Origin of the sequence: Variovorax paradoxus EPS, from assembly GCF_000184745.1 — a bacterium.
GTDB lineage: Bacteria > Pseudomonadota > Gammaproteobacteria > Burkholderiales > Burkholderiaceae_C > Variovorax > Variovorax paradoxus_C.
Window position 1 is genome coordinate 2,210,436 of sequence record NC_014931.1, and the last position, 24,925, is coordinate 2,235,360.

General features: G+C 64.7%; 21 protein-coding genes. 11 read left to right on the top strand and 10 right to left on the bottom strand.

The window, feature by feature from the left end; genetic code table 11:
• The first annotated feature begins 76 nt into the window (after positions 1–76).
• Positions 77–2,005 carry a hypothetical protein gene (locus VARPA_RS10165; RefSeq protein ID WP_013540470.1) on the top strand — a complete coding sequence of 643 codons (1,929 nt, stop codon included), beginning with the start codon at positions 77–79 and terminating at the stop codon, positions 2,003–2,005.
• A gap of 404 nt (positions 2,006–2,409) precedes the next feature.
• On the opposite strand, the gene VARPA_RS10175 is transcribed toward VARPA_RS10165, so the two are convergent.
• A complete protein-coding gene (locus VARPA_RS10175) occupies positions 2,410–2,658 on the bottom strand; it encodes a hypothetical protein (RefSeq protein WP_013540471.1) in 249 nt (82 codons plus the stop codon).
• A gap of 99 nt (positions 2,659–2,757) precedes the next feature.
• Between VARPA_RS10175 and VARPA_RS31335 the strand changes: the two genes are divergently transcribed.
• From VARPA_RS31335 to VARPA_RS30165, 7 genes are all read left to right on the top strand, one after another.
• Positions 2,758–12,078 carry a PLxRFG domain-containing protein gene (locus tag VARPA_RS31335; protein WP_013540472.1) on the top strand — a complete coding sequence of 3,107 codons (9,321 nt, stop codon included), beginning with the start codon at positions 2,758–2,760 and terminating at the stop codon, positions 12,076–12,078.
• A gap of 1,107 nt (positions 12,079–13,185) precedes the next feature.
• On the top strand, positions 13,186–13,542 hold the full coding sequence (locus tag VARPA_RS10185) for a hypothetical protein (RefSeq protein ID WP_013540473.1): 357 nt from the start codon (positions 13,186–13,188) through the stop codon (positions 13,540–13,542).
• Positions 13,539–16,052, top strand: coding sequence for a hypothetical protein (locus VARPA_RS30160; protein ID WP_013540474.1), 2,514 nt, complete (start codon positions 13,539–13,541; stop codon positions 16,050–16,052). The genes VARPA_RS10185 and VARPA_RS30160 overlap by 4 nt, the downstream gene beginning before the upstream one ends.
• Positions 16,049–16,222 (top strand): hypothetical protein, encoded by a 174-nt coding sequence (locus VARPA_RS31340; protein WP_013540475.1) that lies wholly within the window; start codon positions 16,049–16,051, stop codon positions 16,220–16,222. The genes VARPA_RS30160 and VARPA_RS31340 overlap by 4 nt, the downstream gene beginning before the upstream one ends.
• A 40-nt stretch (positions 16,223–16,262) precedes the next feature.
• Positions 16,263–16,532, top strand: a complete 270-nt coding sequence (locus VARPA_RS10200) for a holin (protein ID WP_013540476.1) — start codon at positions 16,263–16,265, stop codon at positions 16,530–16,532.
• Positions 16,532–17,083, top strand: a complete 552-nt coding sequence (locus VARPA_RS10205; protein WP_013540477.1) for a glycoside hydrolase family protein — start codon at positions 16,532–16,534, stop codon at positions 17,081–17,083. The genes VARPA_RS10200 and VARPA_RS10205 overlap by 1 nt, the downstream gene beginning before the upstream one ends.
• 32 nt (positions 17,084–17,115) lie before the next feature.
• The gene (locus VARPA_RS30165; protein WP_080559445.1) at positions 17,116–17,616 is read left to right on the top strand and encodes a DUF2514 family protein; all 501 of its coding nucleotides are present in this window, start codon (positions 17,116–17,118) and stop codon (positions 17,614–17,616) included.
• Here the strand turns inward: VARPA_RS30165 and VARPA_RS10215 are convergent, their stop codons facing one another.
• From VARPA_RS10215 to VARPA_RS10240, 6 genes are all read right to left on the bottom strand, one after another.
• On the bottom strand, positions 17,617–17,847 hold the full coding sequence (locus VARPA_RS10215) for a hypothetical protein (protein ID WP_234974991.1): 231 nt from the start codon (positions 17,845–17,847) through the stop codon (positions 17,617–17,619).
• A 50-nt stretch (positions 17,848–17,897) separates the two neighbouring features.
• Complete coding sequence (locus VARPA_RS31970; RefSeq protein ID WP_416367503.1) at positions 17,898–18,104, bottom strand: nucleoside 2-deoxyribosyltransferase; 207 nt, start codon at positions 18,102–18,104, stop codon at positions 17,898–17,900.
• A gap of 456 nt (positions 18,105–18,560) precedes the next feature.
• Positions 18,561–19,586 carry a P63C domain-containing protein gene (locus VARPA_RS10225; protein WP_013540481.1) on the bottom strand — a complete coding sequence of 342 codons (1,026 nt, stop codon included), beginning with the start codon at positions 19,584–19,586 and terminating at the stop codon, positions 18,561–18,563.
• Positions 19,587–19,774: 188 nt separating this feature from the next.
• Positions 19,775–20,179, bottom strand: coding sequence for a hypothetical protein (locus tag VARPA_RS10230; protein WP_049794387.1), 405 nt, complete (start codon positions 20,177–20,179; stop codon positions 19,775–19,777).
• Positions 20,180–20,201: 22 nt separating this feature from the next.
• Entirely contained in the window at positions 20,202–20,594 is a 393-nt protein-coding gene (locus VARPA_RS31010) for a hypothetical protein (protein ID WP_013540483.1), read from the bottom strand.
• Between the two features lie 18 nt (positions 20,595–20,612).
• Positions 20,613–21,062 (bottom strand): hypothetical protein, encoded by a 450-nt coding sequence (locus tag VARPA_RS10240; RefSeq protein WP_013540484.1) that lies wholly within the window; start codon positions 21,060–21,062, stop codon positions 20,613–20,615.
• 87 nt (positions 21,063–21,149) lie between these two features.
• Between VARPA_RS10240 and VARPA_RS10245 the strand changes: the two genes are divergently transcribed.
• The gene (locus VARPA_RS10245) at positions 21,150–21,917 is read left to right on the top strand and encodes an SOS response-associated peptidase (RefSeq protein ID WP_013540485.1); all 768 of its coding nucleotides are present in this window, start codon (positions 21,150–21,152) and stop codon (positions 21,915–21,917) included.
• 44 nt (positions 21,918–21,961) lie between these two features.
• A complete protein-coding gene (locus VARPA_RS10250) occupies positions 21,962–22,255 on the top strand; it encodes a hypothetical protein (RefSeq protein WP_013540486.1) in 294 nt (97 codons plus the stop codon).
• 397 nt (positions 22,256–22,652) lie between these two features.
• On the opposite strand, the gene VARPA_RS10255 is transcribed toward VARPA_RS10250, so the two are convergent.
• From VARPA_RS10255 to VARPA_RS10265, 3 genes are all read right to left on the bottom strand, one after another.
• Complete coding sequence (locus tag VARPA_RS10255; protein WP_013540488.1) at positions 22,653–22,910, bottom strand: hypothetical protein; 258 nt, start codon at positions 22,908–22,910, stop codon at positions 22,653–22,655.
• A complete protein-coding gene (locus VARPA_RS10260) occupies positions 22,910–23,089 on the bottom strand; it encodes a DUF3606 domain-containing protein (RefSeq protein ID WP_013540489.1) in 180 nt (59 codons plus the stop codon). The genes VARPA_RS10255 and VARPA_RS10260 overlap by 1 nt, the downstream gene beginning before the upstream one ends.
• A 228-nt stretch (positions 23,090–23,317) precedes the next feature.
• Complete coding sequence (locus VARPA_RS10265) at positions 23,318–23,617, bottom strand: hypothetical protein (RefSeq protein ID WP_013540490.1); 300 nt, start codon at positions 23,615–23,617, stop codon at positions 23,318–23,320.
• A gap of 926 nt (positions 23,618–24,543) precedes the next feature.
• On the opposite strand from VARPA_RS10265, the gene VARPA_RS10270 reads away from it, so the two are divergent.
• On the top strand, positions 24,544–24,888 hold the full coding sequence (locus tag VARPA_RS10270) for an H-NS family nucleoid-associated regulatory protein (protein WP_013540491.1): 345 nt from the start codon (positions 24,544–24,546) through the stop codon (positions 24,886–24,888).
• Positions 24,889–24,925: the final 37 nt, after the last annotated feature.

The window sequence follows — 24,925 nt, forward strand, 5'->3', positions numbered from 1 at the left end:
ACCGCCCCCTCTGGGGTTTGATGCCTGACGCCGCCGCCGAAAGAATCGCGCGATGCGACATATGAAGGGGTAGCCCATGCACGGCTTTCAACCACGCTCGGCACGCAAGTCCGACCAAAAGGCGAACGGCGGGCCCATTCGAGGGCCCGGTACCGGCACGTCCGATTCCATCGAGAAGACGGTGCCGGAGGGCAGTTACATCATGCCGGCTGACTCCACTGAGCAACTCGGCGAGGGCAGTCTGGCCGGGCTGGGTGCGCCAATGCCGGTGCGTGTCAGCAATGGCGAGTACGAGCTGCCGCCCGAGCAGGTGCATGCCGTCGGCGTGAAGGCGCTCAATGCCATGAAGGACGCCACGCATGCGCCAGTAGGTGGCGCTCCCGGGTTCAAGCCGCGCGTCGACGAATCGTCCATGTTCTTTGCCAATGGCGGCGACGTAACGCGCATCGGCAACTCGTACAGCGGCGGGGATGTTTCGGGCCAGGTGACGATCAACGGCGGCGCGCCGCGCGGAACAATGAGTGTGGTGGACCAGTTCTCGACGCCTGCGGCAACCGGACCCGCGCCAGCTGTCCGCGCGGTGGCGTCCACGCTTCCCGCGGCGGGAACCGCTGCAGCGCCAGTCGCCACCAGCGCAGGCCCTGGCGTCATCGACAGCTCGGCGCAGGGCCAGCAATTCTTCGACCAGGCAACGGCGGGCACGGCGGCTGCCCAGGGCTTCGCGCCGCGTAGCGCACGCGCACCCAGCGCGCCGGCGCCGGATGGCTTTGGCTTTCAGCCGCGAGGCTTCGCGAATGGCGGAGCTGTGAAGGAAGAGGAGCGCGCCGCTTTCGGCATCTATCCGCGTCCTTCGGCTGCGCGTTCGACCCCTCTCAATGATGCCGCGCTGCAGCGCGGCGTGGTGGCCACTGGCCCTTCGTCGTTCCAGCCTGCGAGTGTTCTTCCCGCTGCGAGCGCGCCAATGCGTTTGAACAACCTCACCGACCCGCGCAGCACACAGTTCGCAGGACCGACGGCCGAGCGCGCGCCGCTCGGGTTCTCGGCGGCGGGCACTACCGCAGCAAAGTCCCCCACGGCAGAGGCAAGCGCCGACGTTGCTCCGGCACCAGTAGCAACGACTGGTGCGAGCCCTGCTGCCGAGGCGGCGCCGGCCGCCGCGCTGGGCTTCGGCTCTACTGGGCAACGGCGAAACCCGCTGGGTTCGGAGGCCGACGCAAACGCCCAGGCTGCGGACATCCGCGCTTCGAATGCGACGTTGCCCCAAGGTGGCGCGACCATCATCGACGGCGCGGGTGCCGCGCAGGGGACGCGCCAGCGCTTCTTCGATGACGCGAACCTTCGCACTGCGGCCGCGCGCGGCTCGTGGTCGCCCCGTCGCGGCTACCAGTCCGATGAAGGCGCGGTGCGTGCGGCTGCGCTGCCCGTGCAGGCGCGCGCTGCGGCTGACGTCGAGCAGGTGCGCCAGGAAGGCGAGGTGCAACGTGCTGGACTGGGCTTTCAATCGATGGCTCAGCGCGAAGCGGCCGCAGCACGCATGCAGGGGGAACGCATCGCTGCCGATGACCGCCGTGCAGCCGATGCCAACTCGATTCGGCGCGACGAGGTGGCCGGCGCGAACCGGCTGCGAGACGTGCAGGTGTCGGCCGCCCAGGATGAAGCCACTCTGCGCCGCACGCTGCTGGACCCGAATGCTTCCACTGCCGATCGCGCGAAGGCGCAGCAGGCATTGCTGGCAGCGCAGGGCAAGGTCGCGTCGCCAGAGTGGAGTGTGCAGGTCACGCCCGCGACGAAGAACGCGGACGGCAGCTCAACCGAGGGCAGCATCTACCGGGTCAACAAGACCACGGGTGATGTGCAGCGGGTGGACGGGCAGGGCGGTGGCAGCAGTCAACGTGCTGCAGCGCCTGTTGAGCTTGCCTCGCCCACGACACGCCCTGTTGGGACGATTTCCACCGTCGGCGGGAAGAGCGCGCGATGGAACGGGAAGGCCTGGGAGCCTTTGTAGGCTAGCTCGACGGATTGGGCGTGGAAGCGTTCATCGTTCCCTTCTCCCAGCCGAACTCACCATTGTCCGTGGGTCTCAAGGCAGGTGCCCGCGGGAGGCTGCTGGCTATGCCTCGACCGTGGGGATCGGCCGCGACTCCAGCGAACAAGACGACCACTGCGAAAGCCACCGGCAAAATCGCTATGCCGAGGATGATCCCCGCCATCGAGGTGCGCGTGCGTCCCAGCAAGTCGACCCCCCGTAGGGTTCGCCGGAATGCCGTGAGCGGCCGGACACTGGCCAGATGAAAATTCGTTCTTTCGACCGCAAGCGAGCAGTAGATGCCGCAGTTCTCGAACGCATCCGCCCCGGGCGCGCCCGGCGCGCGCGGCGGGGCGCAAGCACGTCGACCGTCACTCAGATCATCAACTTGATGTGGGCGAAGGCAGTTGCTGAAGCAGACGGGCTTTCAAGTCCTGTGCTGCGCTGACCGAAGTGTCCCCAACCTGAGATGCAGCCAGCATCTGCGAGATCAGGTGTTCACTGAAGCTGTCGAACTCCGCACGTAGGCGAGCTTTGTCCGGATGCGTCAGGATCAACGCTCGGAGCATCGCCTTCATGATCGTCGCTTCCCCCACAAGCGCCTGTACTTCTGCGCGGGTGTTATCGCCCATGTGTGTCTCCAAATTTTTGACCTCGAGTGAGCGTACACCAGGGTAGATAGGCCCCCTCTAGGGTTCGACGCCGCTGGGGAGCGGCGGAAGACTGGGGGGATGAGCGATACCGACTGGGAAAAGGGCGACCTCCGCCCGCCAAGCACTTCAGCAACGGACTGGGAGAAGGGCGAACTCAAACCGCCTTCGAGTCGCAGTGCCCTCGCCGTCGCCAACGACACGGTGATCGAGGCCGCCAACGCGGCAGCCGGCGGCGTCTCTGCCGCTGCGAACTTCGTGAAGCCCGGCAATGCCATCTCGAAGTTCATCGACGACAAGATCATCAAGGCCGGCGAGGAATCGCAGAGCGACGTGGTCAAGGCATCGAAGAAGAAGTTCCGCGACGACGTTGAAGGCGCCGATGGAGTCGGCGGCGAGCTGAAGGCAGTCGGCAGCTATGTGCTGGAGAACCCCGTCCTGTCAGCGGCTCAGGCAGCGGGCTCTTTCGTTGGCCCAGGAGCCGCGATCAAGGGCGCTGGTGCGGCCGCGCGCGCCGTCGGCGCTGGCGCCAAGGCAGTGGAGCGCGCTGGCCTCGCCGGCAGTGCTGCAGCAGGTGGCGCGATGGCTGGTGGCGATGCCGCTGGTACTGCCTACGATCTCGCATCGAAGGCGGGAGCCACCGACGAACAAGCAACTGCCGCGGGCCGGCAGGCCAGCGTCATCCCGGCAATCGTGGGCGGCGCGGGCAGCTTGGTCGGTGCTGAACGCCTGGTCGCCGGCGCCAAGGGCTTCGGCGGCAGTGCCCTCGCTCGCGCGGGCAAGACGGCGGCCGTTGAGGCCGCACAGGAAGGCTTTGAAGAAGGCATCACGCAGTACGAGGGCCAGCGCGCCGCGGTGCCGTTCGATCCCACCATCGACCCAACGAAGGGGGTGGCCGCCGCGGCCGGCATGGGCGCCGCGCTGGGCGGCATCACCGGCGGCGGCGTCTCATTGCTGACAGGCGGGCACGGAGGCGCCGAGGCGCCTGCTCCGGTTGCCGCACCGCTGTTGCTCAGAAACGAGCCCGACCCACTGGTGGGTTTCCCGGACGGCACGATAGGCCGTCGATCCGAGATCGACGCCTATCTGGCGAGCCTTCCCGAAGACCAACGCGCTGCGGCCCGCGCTCGCATGATGGGCCTGGCGCCCGAGGCGGTTGCACCTGCACCAGCGTCCGTCCCTGCGGCCGCAGAGGATGCGCGCCGCAGTGCCATCACCCGACTCAACGAACTGAACCAGCAGGAGCGCGGCGAGCCCGCGGTGGCGCAGGTAGCTCCGCCCGATGGCGCGGCCGCGCTGGCGCAGCAGCGCACTGCGGAGGAGGCGGCACGTCAGGCCGAGATCGAAGCATCGCGCGCCGTGACTGGACCCGATGACGAGATCCTGCAATCCATCGGTGCAACCGATGCCGCTCCCATGCTGCCTTCGCAGCGCATGGGCCTTGACCCGGCGGCCGGCCCGCTGTCGTCCGCTGCAGTGGTCGCGGTGGACAGCGGCGCATCGCAGCAACTGGTCGCGCAGGCCGCGCTCCAGCAGGCAGCCGAGGAGGCGAAGGAACAGGGCGACACCGAGCAGGTGGGCCTCGACTTCTCCGCCGAGCGACCGGGCCGCGAGCAGCTCGTCGAAGCGCACGCAGCTGATCTGAGGGAGCGCCTGGACTTTTTGCAGCAGCAAGGGCGCGCCGGCGGCTGGGATGCGCGGCTCATCGCAGAACGTGACCGCGTGCAGGCAGAGCTGGACGCGCTGGCGCCCGCAGTAGCGGCATCAGCGCCCGCACCCACAAGCGTGACGGAAGGTGTTGCGCAGGCCCGCGCGCGCCGCGGCGCATCGAAGGGGACGGCACCTGCGCCCGCCACCGTGCCGGCGCGGGGTGCCGCCGTGCCATCCGACGCTGTAGCCGCGCGGCCGAGCGCCTGGCGCACGAACCCTCTGCAGGCGCGCAAGGTCGCGAAGTCGCTGGGCATCGACGCCGGCGGCCTGCGCACGCCGCAAATCGTGGCGGCCATCGATTCGCGCGACGCACAGGTCCAAACGCAACCCCAAGGAGGTGAAGATGTTGCAGCCGCACGTGGTGTTCGGGTGGCAGATGACGGCGCACGCAGCCCTGCTGGTGCTGCGCCGAACACGGCAGGCCGGCCGGCACGAGACACGCAGCCTGATGGAGCTACTGCCGCGCGAGGCGCCGATACCGGCGGAGCCGTTTCCCCTGTGCTCGAAGCTGTACCTGATGCAGCTCGCGCCAGCGAGCGCCAGCCTCCACTGAGCGAGAACGCTGCGCCCGCGGCCGCTGTGGATGCCGCAGCGCACGAGGCCGCGACGAGCCCGCTGAACGCGACTCCAGAGCCGACGCCCGCGCAGAAGGACGCCGGCAACTACAAGCTCGGTCACCTGTCCGGCGCAGACGTGCAGGGCCTGCGGATCAGCATCGAAAACCCGCAGGGCAGTACGCGCAGCGGCACCTCGCCGGACGGCGTGGAGTGGAGCAACACGATGGCCGCGCATTACGGCTATGTGAAGGGAACCGAGGCCGCCGACGGCGACCACGTCGACGTGTTCGTCGGCCCGCACGCTGCCACTGCGCCAACGGTCTACGTGGTGGACCAGGTCAACGCGGATGGCTCCTACGACGAGGCGAAGGCCCTGTTCGGCTTCAACACGGAGGCCGAGGCTGTGGCCGCCTACCGCGGCAGCTATGACGCTGACTGGAAGGTGGGGCCGATCACCGCCATGTCGGTGGATGAGTTCAAGGCTGGCTTGGCGGCGGGGCGCTTCAAGAACGCGCTGTCGCCGAGCTTGCAGCCGGCCGCCAGGTCAGCCCGTGGGGTGCTGGCCAAGATGCAGAAGGCCAAGGTTCAGCGCGAGGCGAAGGCCGCGTCTTCTCCTCCGCCTGTACAAAACGGAAAGTCGTTCGGTGAGCTCTACCACGGCACGCCGCTGCCGTTCGAGAGGTTCGACGCTGACCGCCTCGGGCAGATGGGATCGGGTGAGGACCACCAGGGGCGCGCGGTCTACCTGACTTCCGACCGCACCGGCTATGCCCGCTTCTTCGCGCGCAATGCCGTGGCGAAGCGGGCAAACAAGGACGCGAGCCTTTCCGAGGAACAGCGCGAAGCGCTGTACGACAGCGACGGCGTGATCCTGCGCGTGCGGCTTTCGCCGAAGGCCCGGATCTATGACATGCGCGCCGGGGAGCAACCTGCCGATCTGCAGCGCCTCTTCGAGGCCGCGAATTCGGAGAAGGCTGCCGGGGAGGAGTTTCGCAGGCGGCTGATGGACATGGGATATGACGGCGTGGCGTTCAACGAGCCGGTGGCGCCTGAAGGCTGGCAGACCGACCCGAACGCGACTACGGTGGCCGTCTACCGGACTGAACTGGCACAGGTGCAGGGAAGTGAGGCCCCAACCCGATCTACAGAATCCGACGCGCCTCCAGCTTCGGCCGAGACCGCGCCACGGGATGATCGGATCGTGGACTTCGGCGAGAAGATCGGCGGCGCCCGAAAGGACCGCGCCGAGAAGACCGGGACGCGCGCATCGGCCGCGCCGAAGGATGACCGGCCCGCCTGGGCTCGTCGATTTGAGGTGTCGCAGATCGCGAAGAGCCGGAACCCTGCCGAAGAGGGGCGCTGGGTCATCCGCGACAAGCGCTCGCTGGACTTCATGAAGCAACCCCGGCAGGTGGGGCGCGACAACTTCGCCACGCGCGAAGCGGCGGAAGCGGCCATTCCCCTGGCGGCCGTCAGTCTTAAGCACCGGGCGGTGCCGATGCGCGACGGCAATTTCGAGATCTGGCGCGATGTGACCGACCGCAAGCGCGTGAAGGTGGTCGACCAGGCCTTCGAGAGTCGCGAGGCTGCGCTGCGCTACATGGCGGAGAACGCTCAGGCCATCATCGAGACGAACACCACTTTCGGCGAGGCCGACCTGCCGCGGCCGGCCAGCGAGCAGCGTGTCGGCGTGGAGCGCCGCACGGGCGACGTGAAGGATGGTGACTTCGGCGGCACCTTCGGCTTCCGCGGCGTGGAGTTCGGCAACTGGAACAACCAGGTCGACCGTCAGCAGCTGCTGAACGATGCCTACGACGGCCTGCTGGACCTGGCCGAGGTCATGGGCATTCCGCCGCGGGCCATCAGTCTCGACGGCGAGTTGGCCCTGGCGTTCGGCGCCCGGGGTAGCGGGCTGAGCGGCGCACGCGCACATTACGAACCCGCGAAGGCGGTCATCAACCTGACGAAGATGAACGGCGCCGGCTCGCTCGCGCACGAGTGGTTCCATGCCATGGACCACTACTTCGGCCGCCAGGACGGCAAGTCCTCGACCGAGTGGGTGACGGACAAGGACGGCACGCGCTCTTTGAAGGTCGGACCCGCGTTCGAGGGCGAAGCAGCGAGCGGCGGCCTGCGCGGCGAGCGCTCAGGTGTGCGTGCGGAGGTGCGTGAGGCCTATGACGGCCTGATGCGGACCATCGCAAAGAAGTCCGAGCACTACGTGGAAGATACGGCGAACGCCGACCGATTCGTGGCGCGAGCGCGCGAGGGTGTGCAGCACCGGCTTGCGGACATCCGCGCGGGCCTGGCTCAGGCACTCGATGCGCGCTACTTCAAGCGCAACAACAAGCCAGCCACGTCCGAGCAGCTTGCCGAGTTCGACACGGTGACGCAGCAGATCCTCGACGGCGTTGCGCTCGACCTGCGCCTCGGGGAGAAGACCGGGAAGTCCCGCGGCGTGCTGGCCGGCGTGCGCTGGACCAACGATGCGCTCGAGAAGATCAGCGCGATCATGAAGGCCGCGCGAGGGCGCAACGGCTTCGGCGCCGACGGTAACGGCCCGCTGGACAAGCTGCGCAGTGACATGCAGCTGTACAGCGCCCGGCTCAAGATGTTGGCCGAAGCGCAGCAGGGCAGCGAGAAGACCCGCATGGTGCCCACCCAGTTCGTGATGGACGCGAAGGAGCTGGATCAGGGGCGGGGCACCGACTACTGGACGACGCCGCACGAGATGGCCGCGCGGGCCTTCCAGGGCTACGTCGAAGACAAGATTACTGAACGCGGCGGCGCGAGCCCGTTCCTCAACTTCGGCCCCGAGAACGTCGCCATCCCGACGCCGTGGGGCTTCAAGCGACCCTTCCCGCACGGCGCAGAGCGTGTCGCCATCAACAAGGCGCTGGACAGGCTCGTGGACGTCATTCAGGCCCGAGAAGGTGAGGGCGGGAACGTGGCACTGTTCCGTCGCTCGGAAGACGGCTTGGCAGGCCTGACGCCTGCAGTCGCGAACGCGATGCGCGCACTCAGCCGGCCGTCCTACTCTCCGGAGGCCCGCATGCAAGCAGTCACCGGCGTGCAGAAGACCGTGGACGCCATTCGGGCTGCTTGGGGCAACGGGCCTGACGTCGTCGTCGCATTCGACATGGGAGACCCTGTAGTGCCGGCCGCCGCGCGGCGCGCCGACCTGAAGCAGCGCAGCGGCGGCGCACGCGGCGCGCCGGAGGGCTTCTACTATCGCGGCAAGGCCTACCTGATGGCGTCTCGACTGGCGAGCGCCGAGGACGCCGCCCGCGTGCTTTTTCACGAGGTGCTGGGTCACCACGGGCTGCGCGGCCACTTCGGCAAGCGGCTCGACGGCGTGCTCAACCAGATCGCGACGATGCGGCGCTCGGACGTCGATGCCAAGATCAAGGAGTACGGCCTGCGCGGGGTGAACAAGCTTGACCGCCGCGCGGCCGCCGAGGAGGTGCTGGCCGAAATGGCACAGCGCACGCCCGAGTTGCACTTCGTGCGGCGCGCTGTGGCGGCGATCCGCGCCTGGTTGCGCGAGCACGTGCCGGGCTTCCGCGGTCTGCGCCTGACCGACGACGAGATCATCCGCAACTTCATCCTGCCGGCGCGCCAGTTCGTTGAGCGTGGAGCCAGCGCGGCCGCGCCGGACGCCGGGCCGAGCTTCAGCCGCGCGGAGGACGCCGCGGCGCCGCAGCGCCAGGCATCGACCTTTGCTGAAGCTCGAGCAGCGGCCAAGGCGTTCCAGGGCACGCCCTTGCTGAACACCGAAACCGGCATGCAGGCGGTCGTGTCGCGCAACTCGTTGGACAAGATGCTCAGCGCGAAGGCAGTGGGGAAGTCGGCCAGCCCGGCGGCACATTCGCTGGCGGTCGCGAACCTCGACGCGCTGTTCGAGCGCGCGGTGCTGGGGTGGAGCAAGCCTGATCGGGAAGGGAACTCCAACATCAGCGCGGTGCATCGCTTCTTCGTTCCGATGACGCGGAACGGGCGCGAACTGCTGGTGAAGCTGACGGTGAAGGAAACCGCCATCGAGCGTGATCCGAACCCGCTCTACACCGTTGAAGCTGTTGAATTCAACGAAAAATCCCCTGCAGCTCAGTGGGTCGCCGCATCTGCCGATGCCGATGGCATCAACCTGACTTCGATCCGCTCTGCAGGGGAAGTACTCAGTTTAGCGGAACAGATCGAGCGCGGCAACGCGGCCGGCGGTGAGGGGGATGACGCCGACATCATGTTCAGCCGCTCGAAGGTGGCGGGTTACGCGCGCACGGCCACGGCTGAACTGAACAAGACCTTCAGCGCGCCCGGCACGCTGTCCTGGTGGCACAAGACTGTGGGCACGATGTACAACCTCGCCGAGCGCTCGCCCGCTTTCAAATCGGTGTTCGACGCCGCTCAGGGCTTCGTGGACGACGTGAGCTTCTTTGCAAACGACGCTGCCGAGCTGGCGCCCAAGTTGCTGCCGAAACTTGAGACGTGGCGCGACATCAAGAAGTCGCCCGTGGCCGCGGCCGATAACAGGGCGATCGCCAAGCCAGTGTTCGAGGGCACGCTGACGTGGGCCCGCGACGAGCAGGGCAAGGCAGTGCCGGTTCAGAGCCTGATCGACGCGGCGGCCGGCCTGACCTCCGAGCAGAAGGCGCAGCGCCTGCTGCGCAATGGCCACCTCGATGAGCGCATGCTGAAGGCCTGGCAGGGCATGCCGCTGGAGTCCTATGAAAAGGCGGTGGGCACGCGCTTCGAGTCGCGCATGCTGCAGCCGGGGGTGGTCTGGAGCGATGCCGAACTGCGCTCCATGTTCAACCTCAACGATGGCCAGGTGGAGCTCTACCGCGAGTTCCGCAATGCCACCGACCGCAGCCTGGACACGATGGCGCGAGCCGACATGCTGCGCTTCGCCGGCGACGACGCCAAAGGGCTGCGCGGTATCGTGATGGACGCGCCGGATGCGCAGACGGCGGCCGTGCTGATTCGCGATCACCTGGTGCAACTGGCGGGAGACCAGCCCGACCGCGCGACCCTGCTGCTGAACACCGCCAACGGCATCATCGACCGCGCCGACAAAGTGCGCGACCTGCAGGCCCGCGGCTATGCGCCGCTATCGCGGTTCGGGCGATTCACTGTCGATGCAGTGAATGCTGCTGGCGAGCGCCAGTATTTCGGTCTGTTCGAGACGGCGCGCGAGGCCAACACGATGGCCGCGCGCATGCGTGAAGAGTTCGGCGAGACAGGCGTTAGCCAGGGCACGCTGTCGGAGGAGGCCTTCAAGATGTTCGCGGGCGTGACGCCGGAGACGCTGGAGCTGTTCGGCAATGCCTTGGGCCTCGATTCCACCGGCGACAGCGCGCAGGACAAGGCCTTTCAGGACTACTTGCGCCTCACGAAGACCAACCGCAGTGCCATGCGCCGGCTGATCCACCGCAAAGGCATCGCAGGCTTCAGCGAGGAGGTGGGCCGCGTGCTGGCGACGTTCGTGTACAGCAACGCGCGACAGACCGCCGCCGGCCTGCACATGGGCGACCTCGGCGAGGCCGTGACCGCGATCCCGAAGGAGCAGGGCGAATTGAAGGACGCCGCGGTGCGCCTGGCCGAGTATGTGAAGAACCCGCAGGAAGAAGCGCAGGCGGTGCGCGGCCTGTTGTTCGCGCAGTATCTGGGCGGCTCGATTGCGTCGGCGCTGGTGAACGCGCTGCAGCCCGTGCAGGTGACGTTCCCCTGGTTGAGCCAGTACGGCGGCGCCAAGGCGGCGGCTGCGCAGATCGGCCGCGCCGCGAAGAATCTGGCCGCTCGCCGCAAGAACTACGAGCCCGACCTCGCGGCGGCGCTCAAGCGCGCCGAGGCCGAGGGCGTAGTGGCGCCGCAGGAGGTGCACCAGCTCATGGCCCAGGCCCGCGGCGCTGGCTCGCTGCGCTCGGGCGACGGCACCCGTGGCGGCGACCTGCGCGCGCTGGGCCAGAACGCGCTATCGCGTGTGTCGCTGGCATGGGGCAAGGTGTTTGGCGCGGCCGAGCAACTGAACCGCCGCATCACCTTCATCGCTGCCTACCGCACCGCGAAAGCGCAGGGCATTGCAGACCCCGCAGGCTTCGCGCGCCAGGCCATCACCGAGACGCAGTTCCTGTACTCGAAGGCCAACAAAATGGAGTGGGGCCGCGGCGCCGTCGGCGGCACGCTGATGACCTTCAAAACCTACTCAGTCGCGTATCTGGAGCTGCTGCACCGCATGTACACGCAGGGCGGGCCCGAGGGAAAACGCGCGGCGCTGCTGGCTCTGGGCATGCTGATGCTGATGGGCGGCGCCGGCGGCCTTCCGTTCGCTGAAGACCTGGAGGATGCGGCCGACGGCCTGGCGCAGATGATGGGCTACAACTTCTCGTCGAAGAAGGCGCGGCAAGAGTTCCTGGAGAGCATGCTGCCGCGCGGCATCGCGCAGTTCATCGACAAGGGCGTGAGCGGCCTGCCTGGCGCGCCGCTCGACGTTTCGGGCCGCCTGGGCATGGGCAACCTGATTCCCGGCACCGGGCTGCTACTGGAGAAGACGAGCCATGCGCGCGACGTATTGGAGATCGCGGGCCCGGCCGGCGACTTCGCCAGCCGCATTCTTTCCGGCGGCCGCAGCGTGCTCACGGGCGACGTGGGAGCCGGTGTCCTGGAAATGTCGCCGGCGGCGGTGCGTAACGCCGCAAAGGGCGCCGACATGGCGGCCACCGGTATGTATCGCGATGCCAAGGGCTACAAGGTGCTCGATACCAACTCGCTGGAGGCGGCGATGAAGGCCATCGGTTTCCAGCCCGGAAGCGTTGCCACCATCCAGGAGGCAAACCGCATCAATCAGGGCGCGAAGGCCTTCTACAACCTTCGCGCTCAGGAGATCCGCGCGCTGTGGGCTCAGGGCATCTTCGAGAGTGACCCGAAGAAGGTGCAGTCCGCGCGCGACCAGGTGGCGACGTGGAACGAGAAGAACCCCGAACAGCCGATGCTGGTGCGAATCCCTGACGTGATGCGGCGCGTGCGCGAGATGCGCAAGACCAAGGACGAACGGATTGCGGACACCGCGCCACAGGCGATGCGCACCCGTCTTCGCGAAGATTCTGCGCGAGCGCGCACAGCGATCGGATTGGAATAGGGCGGGGGGAGGGGCGGCTGCTTCGCGTCCACGCGCCCAGGCAACTGTGAGAGTTGCGCCGGCGACGTCCACAGCACCGCGTAGCCTTTCCGGAGGACGCATCGGCATCTAGCATGCTATCGCTTAAGCCTCCATACTCAATATTGAGTATTGACGCAACCGGGCGGCGCAGACAGTATGACAAGAAGCTAATGTCTCGCCTATCGCTATGTACGTTTCATTCAAAACCTCTGCAACTTGGTTTTTGGTTGCCGTAGCAATGTGGTCTTCGACGTGTCTCGCTGCACAGCGGTCTTTTGTAGCCTCATCTGGAGATAAAGCAACGGCCTGCAATTCGGCGAAGAACGAAGCACAGCGACGAATGGGAAGTAAGGCAAGAACGGGTGGATGCGATTGCTCAAAAAAGGAGCTTGACCCAAAAAGCGCCGAAGGCATTGCACACAAGTCTGTCGAGGGAAGCTATACGAAGTGGACGTGCCAAGTAGATGGTGAAAGCTAGCCTGGACGAAAGGTGCTCACATGCGCGTGAAACCAATAGCAGTTGTCTTCTTGCTAATTCTTGCCCTTCGTACCGCGGCCGCCGAATCGATATTCAGTCAGGACCTTCGCGCATGTGACGGCCAGCCTGAAGGCACCGTTCCGTACGGAAAGACCGACTGGGGCATTGACGACGAGACAATGCAAATGAACTGGGAAGTAGCGTCGAAATCTGGCGCGGCAGACTTGAGCGTCGTCACATTCTTGGCGCAAGTCCGCCAGTTCTTTGTGCACGGTAGCACAGTAACCGCCACCTGTAAGTCTGATCGATCTTGTCTTAACGTAATCAAATCTGGCATGAGCGGCGCTGAACAGTCATACCCCACAAGTTACCGAGTAATCAACTGCACTTCAAACGAGTCGGCTGAGCGCTTGGCCGCTTCCTTTCGGGCTCATTTTCGAATATCGGCTCCACCGCCAAAGTGATGGTGTGACGTTGGGCGGCCAACCATTCATAAGCGAGACCCGTCCCGAGCCCAGCGTGGCAATCTCCTGCCCCCCGTACAAGTTTGAACTCGCGCCCCCTCTAGGGTTAGACCACGGGGCCGGGGGGCGGCAGCATGCCGATCCATGGCCGGATTCAAACTCAACCTCAGGATTGATCAGGGCGCCACGTTCAATCAATTGGCGACGTGGAGGACTGGCAAGAGGCCGGGCGTGCCGGTCGACCTGACGGGGTGCACGGCGCGCATGCAGATCCGCGAGAAGCTCGCCGCCCCTTCAGTGCTGGTCGACCTCACCACCGAGAACGGTGGCATCCTGCTCGGCGGCAGCACCGGCGCCATCACAATGCGCATCGAGGCAGCCGTCACGGCCGCCTACGCCTGGCGCAGCGGCATTTACGACCTCGAAATCATCTTCGCTGACGACACGGTGCGGCGCCTGATGCACGGATCCGTCAGCGTGTCCCCTGAGGTGACTCGATGAGCTGCGAGTCGCTGGAAGTGGGCGGTTGCGAGACGCTGGTCCTGAAAGAGGAAACGCCCACCCTTCTCGAAGTGGCAGTACAGGGTCCGCCGGGCCCTCCTGGAGCGGACGGCGACCCCGGTCCCCCGGGGACCACCGACTACAACGACCTGATCAACACGCCGACGCTCGGCAGTGCCGCTGCGCAGAACGTCGAGTTCTTCGCCGCCGCCACCTCGCTCATCACGACCAACAGCAATGTCGGCAGTTTGTCCACGTCCACCTCGACGGGCTGGAGCACCGCCACGAGCCGAATCGCGAGCCTGTCCACTGTTCTGAGCGCCGCGAGCAGCAATGTCAGCAGCCTTTCGACCTCAACGTCGAGCGGCCTGAGCACATCCACCAGCAGCATCAACAGCCTCTCAACCTCGACATCTTCGGGGCTGTCCACTTCGGTGAGCGGCATCGCGAGTTTGTCGACCTCTACGTCGAGCGCACTGAGCGCCGTGGCGGTGAGCCTTGCGGGCAAGGTCGACACCGCCCAGGTTGGTATCGGTGTTGCGCCGCTGGTGGCCGGTCTTGTGCCCTCGATTTACTTGCCCAGCTATGTGGATGACGTGCTGGAGTTTGCATCTCTGGGCAGCTTCCCCGGTGCCGGCGAGGCCGGGAAGATCTACATCGCCCTGGACACCAGCAGGCAGTACCGCTGGAGCGGTAGCGCTTACACCGAGCTGCTGGCGTCACCTGGCACGACCGACAACGTGGTCGAGGGCGTGTCGAACCTCTATTTCACGGTTGCGCGCGTGCGCAATGCTGTGCTCACGGGTCTGGTGGCCGGCGCCAATGCCGTCATCGCTGCGACCGACTCAGTTATCGGGGCGTTCCAGAAGCTGCAGGCCCAGATCTCGGCGCTCGTTGCTCTAGACGCTCAGAACGTCAAGATCACCGGTGATCAAGATGTGGCCGGCATGAAGTCGGTGACGAACCGGGTGGATTTCAACACCGGGTCTTCCATGCGGTTCTACAACACCGCTGACAAGGTCACCAACACGGAGTACTCGTACTTCACTTGGGTTGGTAACGAGTTCCGTTGGGCGACGGCGAACAGCGGCACCGGCGTGAACCGTGCCATCTCTCTTCAGCAGGTTGCCCGCTTTACAGGTGGCTCATTGCCATACGTCACGTTGGGGGCAGCCAACGCGGTGACCACCGCTGGCACGCAGTCGCGCGCCATCGCGAACCACACTGCCGCTTCAGGCACTCAGACCACCTTCGAGGTGTTCCCCACCATCGCCCAGACGGGGACTGCTGGTTACACCGCCTTCAACGTCAACCCGCAGATCACGACCACCGGGTCGGGGAACTTCCTCCTGCAGACCTGGCAGGTCACCAACGTGACTTGGGGCAGCTTCCGCTCCAACGGGTCTTTTGCGACGCGCGGTAGCGTTACGGCAGGTTCGAGCGACGGCCTTGCTACTGGCAGCTCGTTCCTCAATTCGCTCGGCTCTCTCGCCGTGCTGGTCACTCCCATCACGGCCAGCACCACGTTGGGCATCACGCACGGCGTGATCACGGCGAACGCCACCGCTGGAAACATCGTCATCACCTTGCCGGCCGCGAGTTCTTGCCCTGGGCGGGTGTATCCGATCAAACGGATCGACTCCAGCGTGAACACGGTGACGATTGTCCCGAACGGCGCGGACCTGGTCGACTTCCTAACGTTCTACTCGCTGGAGCGAATTCTCAGCGCCGTCACGCTGCGCTCGGACGGCAGCCGCTGGATCATCGAGTCGCGCACTGAATCGCAAGCGTTCGAACGCAGTGTGGGCGTCGTCAACTTGATGAGCGACAGCGGAAAGATGACGGCGCGCGCCAACCCTTTGGCGCTCAACGTGGGAGCGTTCGACGCGGGAAAGATGACGCTGTGGTTCGTGGCGTACAACGGCTCGAGCGCATGGTCCGAGGTCGGCAAGTTCATCTTCGACAACACCACGAACGGCGGTGCGGCGGGCGCGCTGACTGCAACCACGTCCGACTTGATCGCGGCCATGGGTCGCACTGGTACCTCGGCTCGCTACGGCTCCGAGTTCTACATCGCTGAGCGCACTGCCGGTGCTGGCACAGCGAACCCTCATCCGCTCTTCGCAGCTAACTACCTCTCCTCGACCATGAACTCGGTCGTGCAGGCCGTGATGAATGCCGACCGCGCTGTGACGTTCGCCGGCTGGATTCGTGCGATCGACAACGACCAGGTGGTGGTTGGCGTGCAGGCAGCTGGGGTGCAGCAGGTCTACCTCAATGGTGTGCGCCAAGCCGGTGTAAGCGCTGGAGCGGTCATCACACCTGCCATGGGGTGGTGCCACGTCCGTGTGGTCATTCGCAGCGCCATCGGTTACCAGAACGCATCGCCGAACATCTACGCACAAGCCGGCCAGAAGTTTCAAGTCGCGCTCCCCGCGTGGATGTACGGCGAAGCGAACCCCGGCGTGCATACGACGGCCATCCAGACCATCAACGAGCTGATCCCATGACCGACCACACCGTCATCACCACCGAGGACGAGTACGTCCGCTGCAAGGATCAGGTCTACCGGCAGACCATCGAGCGCGATGCGTTGAACGAGACCATCGCCGACATCAGCAACGCCGTCGCGGTGTGGGAAGTAGGGCACCCGCCCGCGGAAGAGGCGGGGCCCCTGTAGGGTTTCACAGGTCAGGCAGGGCCCGGAATCATCCAGGCTCATGCGAAACGAAACTATCGACACCCTGGCCGCCGTCGGCGGGAAAGCATCCGTGACCGGCGTCGGCATGACCGGTGTGGGCTGGTTCCTTTCCAACGAGTTTTTTGGGCTGGTCGGCGCGCTCGTAGCCATCGGCGGCCTGGTGCTGGCGTGGTACTACAAGCGCGAGGCCAACCGTCGGCAACTGGTCGAGCATGAGCTGCGCGTTGCGCGCTTGCGCCGCGGCATGAGATCGGACACCGACCTCGGCGAGCTGGGCAGGGACGACTGATGAAGGGCGTGCGCATCGCGGTTGCCGCCCTCACCTTATCGGCAGCTGGTTTCGCTGCGTGGGTGCAGCACGAGGGCACCGGCCCTGTTGCAGTCCGTGCGGACGGCGCCGAGGTGCTGAAGCCCTACATCCCCACCCAAGGGGATGTTCCAACGATCGGTCATGGATCGACCCGCTACGAAGACGGTACGCGCGTGACGCTGACAGATCCGGCGATCACGCGCCGGCGCGCCGAGGAGCTCGCGCGCAATCTGAACCGCTCCGAAGAGCGGCGCTTCGCTGCCTCGCTGCCGGGTGTGCTGCTCACCCAGGAGGAGTTCGACCTCTACATGGACTTCGTTGGCCAGTACGGCATGCCCAACTGGTTGGGCTCCAGTATGCGGCGCGAGCTGCTCGCCGGGCGGCCGCGCGCGGCGTGCGACGCGCTGCTCAACTGGCGCTTTCAAGCAGGCCGCGATTGCAAGCTGCCGCAGAACTGGGGCCCGACTGGCTGCAAGGGCGTTTGGTTGCGACAGCAGGCGCGGCATCAGGCCTGCATTGCCGCGCAGTAGGAGGAGTCATGCTGCCCGACCTACGAACCCCCATGCTCTGGGCCCTCTGCCTGGGTCTCGCCGGAGCACTGCTGACGGCAGGCGTCGAGCGCACACGCGCCGCCAGTGCTCGCGCTGAAGCCTCCACAGCGCGAAAGGATCTTGCCGAGTTCCGCGCCACGCAGGCGGAGTCCGGCCGCCTGGCCGAGCGAGCGGCCCGCAATACCGAACAGACCTGGCGCGCCCGCGTCGATGGAGTGATTCAAGATGGCCAAAAACAGATTGCCGCTGCTCGTGCTGATGCTGCTTCCGCTGCAGATGCTGAGCGCCGGTTGCGCACACAACTCGCAGCCTTCCGTGCCGCAGTCCGTACAGCCAGCACAGCGCCCACCCCTGCCGAAGGAGGGGCGGCAGCCGCCGACCCCCTCGATCTGCTTGCCGACCTGTTCGGCCGGGCTGACGCTCGAGCGGGAGAACTGGCGCGGATCGCTGATGAAAGGGGTGCCGCCGGCACCACCTGTGAGCGGCACGCCGACGCGACCGAGTCCAAATAACTAGGCTTGCAGCGGCACTTCGCCGCCATCGGCCGCGATCATCACTCCCGGGGTGTTCTCAGTGACCTCGATCGGCACGCCCATGTGCTTGGGCTCGCTGATGGTCTTCGGGTCAGCTCCGCACATCAGACGAGATTCGTTGTACTCGGCGCGTTGCGCTGGCGTCAGAACGAATTTCTTCGGGTAGGTGTTGCTGTTGGCCCTCCAGTGCGCGGAGAGCTTTTCGGTCATCGTGAGATACAGGGTTGCCATCGCCTGATCGTACCGGCCGCGCCGCAGGCTCAGCGGGCCGCTCCAAGCTGCTTGGCCAACGCCGGCAACGCTTCCTCGGCCGTGGGCACGAAGGTGGCCGCGTTGGCCAGTATCTTCCCAACGCCCTCGGCGCCGTACGCAACCACGGGCAGGCCCAGCGCGGTTGCCCCGCCCACCTCAAACACCGTGCCAAAGTCCGGTTCGGCGCCGCGGAAGGGCTCGAGGTTGGCGATCACCCCATCCGCAGCCCCGGACGCAACCGGTAGTCCCAGATTTTTTGGCGGCGACCCCATGCGAAAGCCGTATTGCGCGAAGCGAACTCCCGGGTTTTACTGGCACGCCAAAAAACACCCGTAGGAGCCTTGATGGGTAAGGCTAGTTATCACAAGGCGACGGTGACCTTGAAGCTGCCGTCCGCGACCGCCCCCGACGCAGAACTGACGGCGCTCCGAGCCGCCGGCATTCCAGTCGATGATCTGGGCGTCCCGGCGTCAGGTTATCTGCACATGAGGACAACCAGGGACTACCGTTCCCACATCTTTAGATGGTTCGCCGGTAGCGGTGGCGTTGGCGCCGGAGGGGATGCGATGCAACGGGTCACTTTTCCGCCCGTTGACAGAACGTGTCGACTTTTTTGGCGCGACGACCGCCCATGAAAAAGCCGCCCGAAGGCGGCTTTTGGGTTTGGGGCGTCAGATGCCCTTGCCCGTGTCTTCTTGTTCCGGCCCCGTGGGTTTGTCCATTCGTGGCGCGATCTTGTCGAGCTTCACCTTGAACTCATCGTAGTTCTCGCTGAACGACATGGTGGCGATGACCTTGCCAAGGTGCTGCTGGAGCTTGGGATAGCCCAGATTTCCCGTGAGGCTCTGAAAGTACTTCGCTTTCGGGCGACCATCCTCGTTCCGTGGGGTCACGCGTTGCAACTCTTCGAGAACGCCAGGTGCCAAGCGTTTGTAGACGATGTCGTTGGTCAGGACGCCGAAGTACTGCGGGCGCTTAACCGAGTCGGTCGAGAAGGGGAGACCGCGAAGGCGAAACAGTTCCTTGTAGTACTCGATAGGAAAAGTTTGAACATAGGGCTGGATTTCCTGGGCCACAAACGCTTCAAGAATCTTGGCAAGCGCGTCGCGTGCACGATCGGCCTGATAGCCCGTAGCCTCGTCGACCAACGCGATGATGCCAACACGTGCGAATCCACGCACCAGAATCTCGCATTGCTTAGCGATCATTTGCTGACGTTCGCCGACAAGTTGGCCCGAAGCGCGAGCAGCCAGGATCGCTTCGCAGAGATCTGCCAAAACGGTTGCCGGATAGCCGTGGGCAGGGCGTCCCCCGTGCTTCGGACGGAACACGATGGGCTTCTTCAGAATCAGTGCGAGGTCCGGGGTGATCAGCTTTTGCGCCAGCAAGGCGTTGGCCAAGACGGTCAACTGGTCTTCGCCCGATGGTGTCGAGCCGCGCGGAAGACCAAGGCCCGCAAGAAGGCCGCGTTGTGAGAGCACGCGTGTTTCATCTTCAAGCACGTAGCACGGAATCTCTACGTCGCCGATCGTGAGCGGCTTCTCATCGGAACCGTGAGTCGCCCGGAGGGCGAGTGCGGCCTGCTGCTTGGCCAGATGGCCCTTCTTGGAAATTTCGCGCTTGCGCTCCTCAGAAAGAGCAGCCGCTCGGGCGAGCCCGCCTGCTGCGCGACCTGGTGTCTTCTTGGCGGTGGACATTTGAAGCCTTTCTTTAAAAGAAGGCTGAAATATACCTGCAAAAAACACAAATGCAAGCAAAGTTATAAAAATTGCCTGCAACAACGGTGGCGGGCAGGTGATGACAAGACGAGATTCGGGATCGAGCGCGGTCGCGACCGAAGGCGGACTGGGTTTCCGCGCTTCCTGCTTCGAGACCGCGAACGCGTTTAGACCGGGCCAACCTCGAAGTACGCCTCCTGGGTGTCTCCCATGTCGCGGAAGCCGGCCGTGCGTGCAGCGTCGTAGGCCTTGGCCCAGCGCATGGCCAGCGCGATCTCGGCCTTCGTGAGGTCCGCTTCGCCGGATTCGCTGGCGTTCTGGAAGGCGCGCAGCGCCGGCACCACGTCGGCGCCGAGCTGGCGGTCGAGCTCGCGCCGGAAGCGCTGCTCAGCACCCCTGAGTGCTTCGTCGACAGCGGGGTAGTCGAGCAGGCGCACGGTGTACGCGACCCGATACACCGGCTCGGTGTCCTCGAAGACAAACGGTGCGTCATCTTCTGCGAGGTTTTGTGGCGAAGGAAGGACAGGTGCCGGCGCCGCCGGCCGTGGATGAAACAGTTCAGCTTGGGTCATGGTTGTACCTACGAAATCCCCGTCACCAGGGGTAGTCATCGTCGTTTGTGTGGAAGCCTGAGGAACTGCGCGCGTCCATGCGTGCAAGCGCGGCGAGAGCACGCTCGAGGTCGAACATGCACCACCACATCTGGTACTTCGGTTCAGGCTTGCTCTTCACGCCGCGGTGGTGAAACTCCACTCCCCTGATGAAGGCGCCGCCCTCTCGCGTCTCTAGCCACTTCGCGTACTGCAGGGGTTTCACAATATCTATTTGGGGGGCGCCCGGATCGATCAAGCGGGCGTGCTTTGTCGGTCCCCAATGCTCGCGATTGGCCGCCCCATAGATCACTTCGCCGACAAAGTGCGGCGAGCCAAGAACCTGGCTGCGCGACCGCCACGAGCCGCGTTCGCGCAAGAGCACCACTTTGGCCACGATTCACCTCACGCGTCCTCAACCCGGGATAGGTCCATACACCGCTCGGATGTGCTCGCCCGCGTTCTGGAAGTCCGGGTCGCCGTAGCCGTCGCCGATTTTGGCGCAGAGGGCCACCACACCGTAGGCGTAGTCGACCAGGTTCTGATCGAGCTTGTCGCCGGCTTTGATGATGCCGTGCTCGGCGGCCAGGGCCGTGAAGGCGCCCAACGGATCGCGCACCCTTTGTCCTTGACTTTGGAAGCGCTCTTCGGCCTCGTTGAAGTGCTGCTGCGCGTATTCGGCTGGGGCGGTGTTGCCGTGGACCTTGAACAGCTCGCACCCTTGCTCAAACAGGTACTCCATGTCGGCTTTGCCATCGGCGATCTCGTGCCATGCGTCGGCGAACGCCATGGCCCAGGTCGAGGCGGCGTCTGGGGGGGGGCGATCCTCTTCGAGGTCCAGAGGGGTGATGATGTTGACGACCATGTCGATCTCCTAAAAGTACTGGATGGATAAACAGTATCTTCCTGGGGTTTTCAGCCGTCAATGGGTCTCCGAGCGCAAAATGAGGCCATGTGTACTCGTTACATTTCCCCCGAGGATCGCGAGATCGAGGCGGCCTGGCACATCGGCGCACGTACGCCGGAGCGGTGGGTTCGCAGCATGCGGCCGCTGTACATGGGGCCGTTCATGCGTCGGGCGCGAGACGTGACCGAGTACGAGCGCGAGCTGGTGGTCGGGCAGTGGGGGCTGATACCCGCGTTCTCGCCCAATCACATCCCCCAGACCAAGCCGCGCAAGGGCGACACCAAAGGAATCCTCCTCTCGACGTTCAACGCGCGCTTCGCCGGCATCGAGAAGAAGCCGGCGTTCAAGGATGCATGGGCGCACGGGCGGCGCTGCATCATCCCTGCGGTGAATTTCGATGAGCCGAACTGGGAATCCGGCAAGAACGAGTGGTGGCGCTTCGGCCGTGCGGATGGTCGCCTCTGGGGCTTGGCCGGCCTGTGGAGCAACTGGCTGGACTACGAGACTGAGATCATGTGGGAGAGCTACACAATGCTCACCCTGAACGCCAACCTGCATCCGATCATGTCGCGCATGCACAAGCCCGAGATCGACAAGACGACGAAGAAGCCGCTGGAGGTGCAGGACAAGCGCTCGGTCGTTGCGATCGAGGAGCACGACTTCGACCGCTGGCTGACCTGCACGCCTGAAGAAGCGCGGGAGATGGTCGAACTCATACCGGCAGATCGGATGATCGCAGCGCCGGCGCCGGTCGATGTGAAGCCTGCCGGGAAGAAGCGAATGAATGATGAGGAAGAGGAACTGCCGTTCTGACGCCTCAATGCGACTCACAAAACTGCGTGCGACAAGGACTGCCTATGACGATGGTGCTGAAGGTCCCGGGTGCCAACCCGGAAGAAATCGCGAAGGGCCTTCGGGCCGCGCAGGCAGTCTTGGACGCGGCGGGCGTGACCGATGTGCAAGGTGCGTGGGGCCTGCATGAGCTTGAGAGCTTTGACGATTCATTGGGACGGAGCGCCAAGCCCCGCCCCGGCGCGGTGGGCGCGGCGTTTGCCTTGGCGCAGGCGAGAAAGGCGGCTCTTGCAGCTTGCTGCGAGGGATGGGGACAACTCCCGAGGCCTGGCCAGTGGACCTTGGACGTGTTGGTATGACCATGCGGCTGAATCGATTCGCGCGTGAACCGCGCACCAGCCGAAGTAACATCTCCGATGTCTAGACCCATAACGGAGGCGGGCGGCGATGCCGATGAACTTTTTGCAACGCATCGAGGATGCGTCGTTTCCCCTGCACATCAATGAGGAAGCCGACATCCAGTGCGCAGCAGTCCTAGCCGCTGCACAGCTGGTCGAAGCCAACCTGCCCGAACCTGGAGATCCTGCCGGCAAGGGGGCCGTGATCCTTCGCATCACGCCAATGGGCAGAGCAGAACTTAGTAGACTCCGCGGGCCAACGAGTGCAGGTTGATGGGCGCCTAAGCGAGGGGGCCTCGCCGGACGTACCAACCGAACCTCCGCCAAACGCGCAACAGAGCGTAGAGCGCCATGATGCTCACCGCGTCGGTATACCGACCGCGGCGCCATCTTCGTCGTCGCCTTTCGAGCGGGGCCCGATGCGCTCATCAGGTGCGTAGCCCTCAAGAGCGCGCATACCAGCCTGCAGAGCATCGAGCCACATGTCGCAGGGCTCATCCGCTGACTCGAGCTCGACCCACTGGCTCGCATCGCCGCCTTCCTCCATGAGCACCCAGTAAAAGTGCCCGGGATCTGGCTCGTCGACGTGGACAGAGATTCGCCTGATGTGGCTCATCAGCGTTTCCCGGCCAAGTACTCGCGCACGGCTTCGGCCGAATTGCCGACTGCCTTCACGGCGTCGCGCAGCTGCGTCTCCGTGCACCCGAGCGATTCCATCCACGAGCGCACTTCGTGAGGCTCATGCATGGCGATCAGCTTGCGGTCCAGCCCGGTCTTCTTCGTGTCGTCGGTCATTTGGGTCTCCAGGTTAGCGCGCGGAACAGCCCGTCGCAAAACCAAGATGACAGGGCCGCGAGTGCGGAACCATGCCGGTTTTCCGCCTTTTTCTGACAGCGGCTCTCCTACGTGCAGGACCCTCGGCCGCGCAATTCCCCGTGTAGATGCCGATCCAGCGTCCAGGCGGGAAGCAGGTCGAACAGCCGTCGCTCCTTGGCGTTCATGACTTTAGTTGCCATAGCGCAGTCATGTCAGGTTCGTGCCGAACCCGAAACCGAACGGGCTGCCCTTGGGTTTCTTTGCGGCCGCCGGTGGCTCGTCGCGCGGGCCGATGTCCAGGTCGTCGATCATTTGCTGTAGCACCAGCAGGCCGGCAGCCATCGCTTCCTTGTAGCTGCCCACCCACTCGTCGGCGCTCGCGATCTGCGCCCAATTCGATGCGCCTTTGTCGGCCTCAGCGAGTGCCCATGCGAACCAGTTGGGCTCGGGCTCGTTGACGTAGACCGCGATGCGGCGAAGCGGCGATTTTGTGGATTCGCGCTTCATGATGTCGCGCTCGGCCTCAATTTGATTTCGATGTCTATGTTGGGCTTCCGCATGAGCGAAATACTAGGTCCCGCACGTCTCGCGTACAAGGGCGCGGCCTATTCGTGGCGCCGGCCAGATAATCGACGCTTCAAAATTGGAGGCAAGATGAGCACTTATTACTCGGGCGATGGCTTCAGCACCAACGACGTGTCAGGCGCGATCGCAGTCGCCGTGCTGCATGATTTGCACGTAAATGGACACGTCTTCACCGGTTTCCCTGCTGTAGCGATTCAGGATGTTCCGCCTGGCTTCGTGGTTCACTTGGAACTGAGTGGATGTAAGTCGTCTCCGCTGGAATTTCTCGCGCCGAGGGGAAGGCGCTTGGAAAGTCATTTCGGAAGAAGGCCCTCGCCGACGCCAAGTGGGTGAAGGCTCTGCAGAAATTGATCGTCGAGCTGGAAAAAGCAATCGATCAGCAGCAAAAGGCTGTTGAGCGGCTTACAAAGTAGCATAGAGCTGGGAACGGCCACGGCGCAGGCCGCACCAGATCGAACGCGAAAATCGGCTAAACTTCCCACGAACGCCGCTGCAACCCGCATGGATGTTGGCTCGACGCCACAGATTGTGATTCTGGTCGTCGTGGGTTCGAGTCCCATCAGCCACCCCAAAAAATATCTCCCTGTCGCTATTTCGCAATGGCATTCAAGGGATTCCAACGCCGGGTTTACCCGGCGTTGTCATTTCCGGCGCTCTGTTCGTTGCAACAGTTGCCCGCCGACTTCTCCCCCTAGTTCTCCTCGATATACAGAGCCAAAGCGACCCGCTTTACGTTGCGCGCTGTTGCATTAACCCGTTGAGCAGTCAATTTTTCTAGCGCCAATGGGCTTGTGACAAATGCAAACTGAATTAAAATCCACCCGTTTTCAATTTACAGGAGTCCAACAATGGCTTCGACCCTCGCCGATATCAATTCCCAGATCAAGAAGCACGACGAGCAGATTGCTCAATTGCGGAAGCAGGCTGAAGACCTCCGTAACCAAGAACGCGCGGGCGTGATCGAAGAGTTGCGCAAGAAGATCGCGGAATTCGGTTTGACCGCTTCCGACCTGAAACTCGGCGGCCGCGGTGCAGCCGTCAAACGCAGTGCAGGTGCCGCAGCACCCAAGGCAGCCGCCAAATACCGCGGCCCGACCGGCGAAACCTGGTCCGGTGGCCGTGGCCGCAAGCCGCGCTGGGTGACCGAAGCATTGGCTGCCGGCAAGTCGCTTTCTGATTACGAGATCAAGTAAGCACTGCGAATCGCCGAACTTTTATCAATAAAAAAGC

What these genes read in the sequence shown, in the direction of transcription:
- VARPA_RS10165 (WP_013540470.1), top strand. Translation starts at nt 77, where the DNA reads ATGCACGGCTTTCAACCACGCTCGGCACGCAAGTCCGACCAAAAGGCG.
- VARPA_RS10175 (WP_013540471.1), bottom strand. Translation starts at nt 2,658, where the DNA reads ATGGGCGATAACACCCGCGCAGAAGTACAGGCGCTTGTGGGGGAAGCG.
- VARPA_RS31335 (WP_013540472.1), top strand. Translation starts at nt 2,758, where the DNA reads ATGAGCGATACCGACTGGGAAAAGGGCGACCTCCGCCCGCCAAGCACT.
- VARPA_RS10185 (WP_013540473.1), top strand. Translation starts at nt 13,186, where the DNA reads ATGGCCGGATTCAAACTCAACCTCAGGATTGATCAGGGCGCCACGTTC.
- VARPA_RS30160 (WP_013540474.1), top strand. Translation starts at nt 13,539, where the DNA reads ATGAGCTGCGAGTCGCTGGAAGTGGGCGGTTGCGAGACGCTGGTCCTG.
- VARPA_RS31340 (WP_013540475.1), top strand. Translation starts at nt 16,049, where the DNA reads ATGACCGACCACACCGTCATCACCACCGAGGACGAGTACGTCCGCTGC.
- VARPA_RS10200 (WP_013540476.1), top strand. Translation starts at nt 16,263, where the DNA reads ATGCGAAACGAAACTATCGACACCCTGGCCGCCGTCGGCGGGAAAGCA.
- VARPA_RS10205 (WP_013540477.1), top strand. Translation starts at nt 16,532, where the DNA reads ATGAAGGGCGTGCGCATCGCGGTTGCCGCCCTCACCTTATCGGCAGCT.
- VARPA_RS30165 (WP_080559445.1), top strand. Translation starts at nt 17,116, where the DNA reads ATGCTCTGGGCCCTCTGCCTGGGTCTCGCCGGAGCACTGCTGACGGCA.
- VARPA_RS10215 (WP_234974991.1), bottom strand. Translation starts at nt 17,847, where the DNA reads ATGACCGAAAAGCTCTCCGCGCACTGGAGGGCCAACAGCAACACCTAC.
- VARPA_RS10225 (WP_013540481.1), bottom strand. Translation starts at nt 19,586, where the DNA reads ATGTCCACCGCCAAGAAGACACCAGGTCGCGCAGCAGGCGGGCTCGCC.
- VARPA_RS10230 (WP_049794387.1), bottom strand. Translation starts at nt 20,179, where the DNA reads ATGACCCAAGCTGAACTGTTTCATCCACGGCCGGCGGCGCCGGCACCT.
- VARPA_RS10240 (WP_013540484.1), bottom strand. Translation starts at nt 21,062, where the DNA reads ATGGTCGTCAACATCATCACCCCTCTGGACCTCGAAGAGGATCGCCCC.
- VARPA_RS10245 (WP_013540485.1), top strand. Translation starts at nt 21,150, where the DNA reads ATGTGTACTCGTTACATTTCCCCCGAGGATCGCGAGATCGAGGCGGCC.
- VARPA_RS10250 (WP_013540486.1), top strand. Translation starts at nt 21,962, where the DNA reads ATGACGATGGTGCTGAAGGTCCCGGGTGCCAACCCGGAAGAAATCGCG.
- VARPA_RS10255 (WP_013540488.1), bottom strand. Translation starts at nt 22,910, where the DNA reads ATGAGCCACATCAGGCGAATCTCTGTCCACGTCGACGAGCCAGATCCC.
- VARPA_RS10260 (WP_013540489.1), bottom strand. Translation starts at nt 23,089, where the DNA reads ATGACCGACGACACGAAGAAGACCGGGCTGGACCGCAAGCTGATCGCC.
- VARPA_RS10265 (WP_013540490.1), bottom strand. Translation starts at nt 23,617, where the DNA reads ATGAAGCGCGAATCCACAAAATCGCCGCTTCGCCGCATCGCGGTCTAC.
- VARPA_RS10270 (WP_013540491.1), top strand. Translation starts at nt 24,544, where the DNA reads ATGGCTTCGACCCTCGCCGATATCAATTCCCAGATCAAGAAGCACGAC.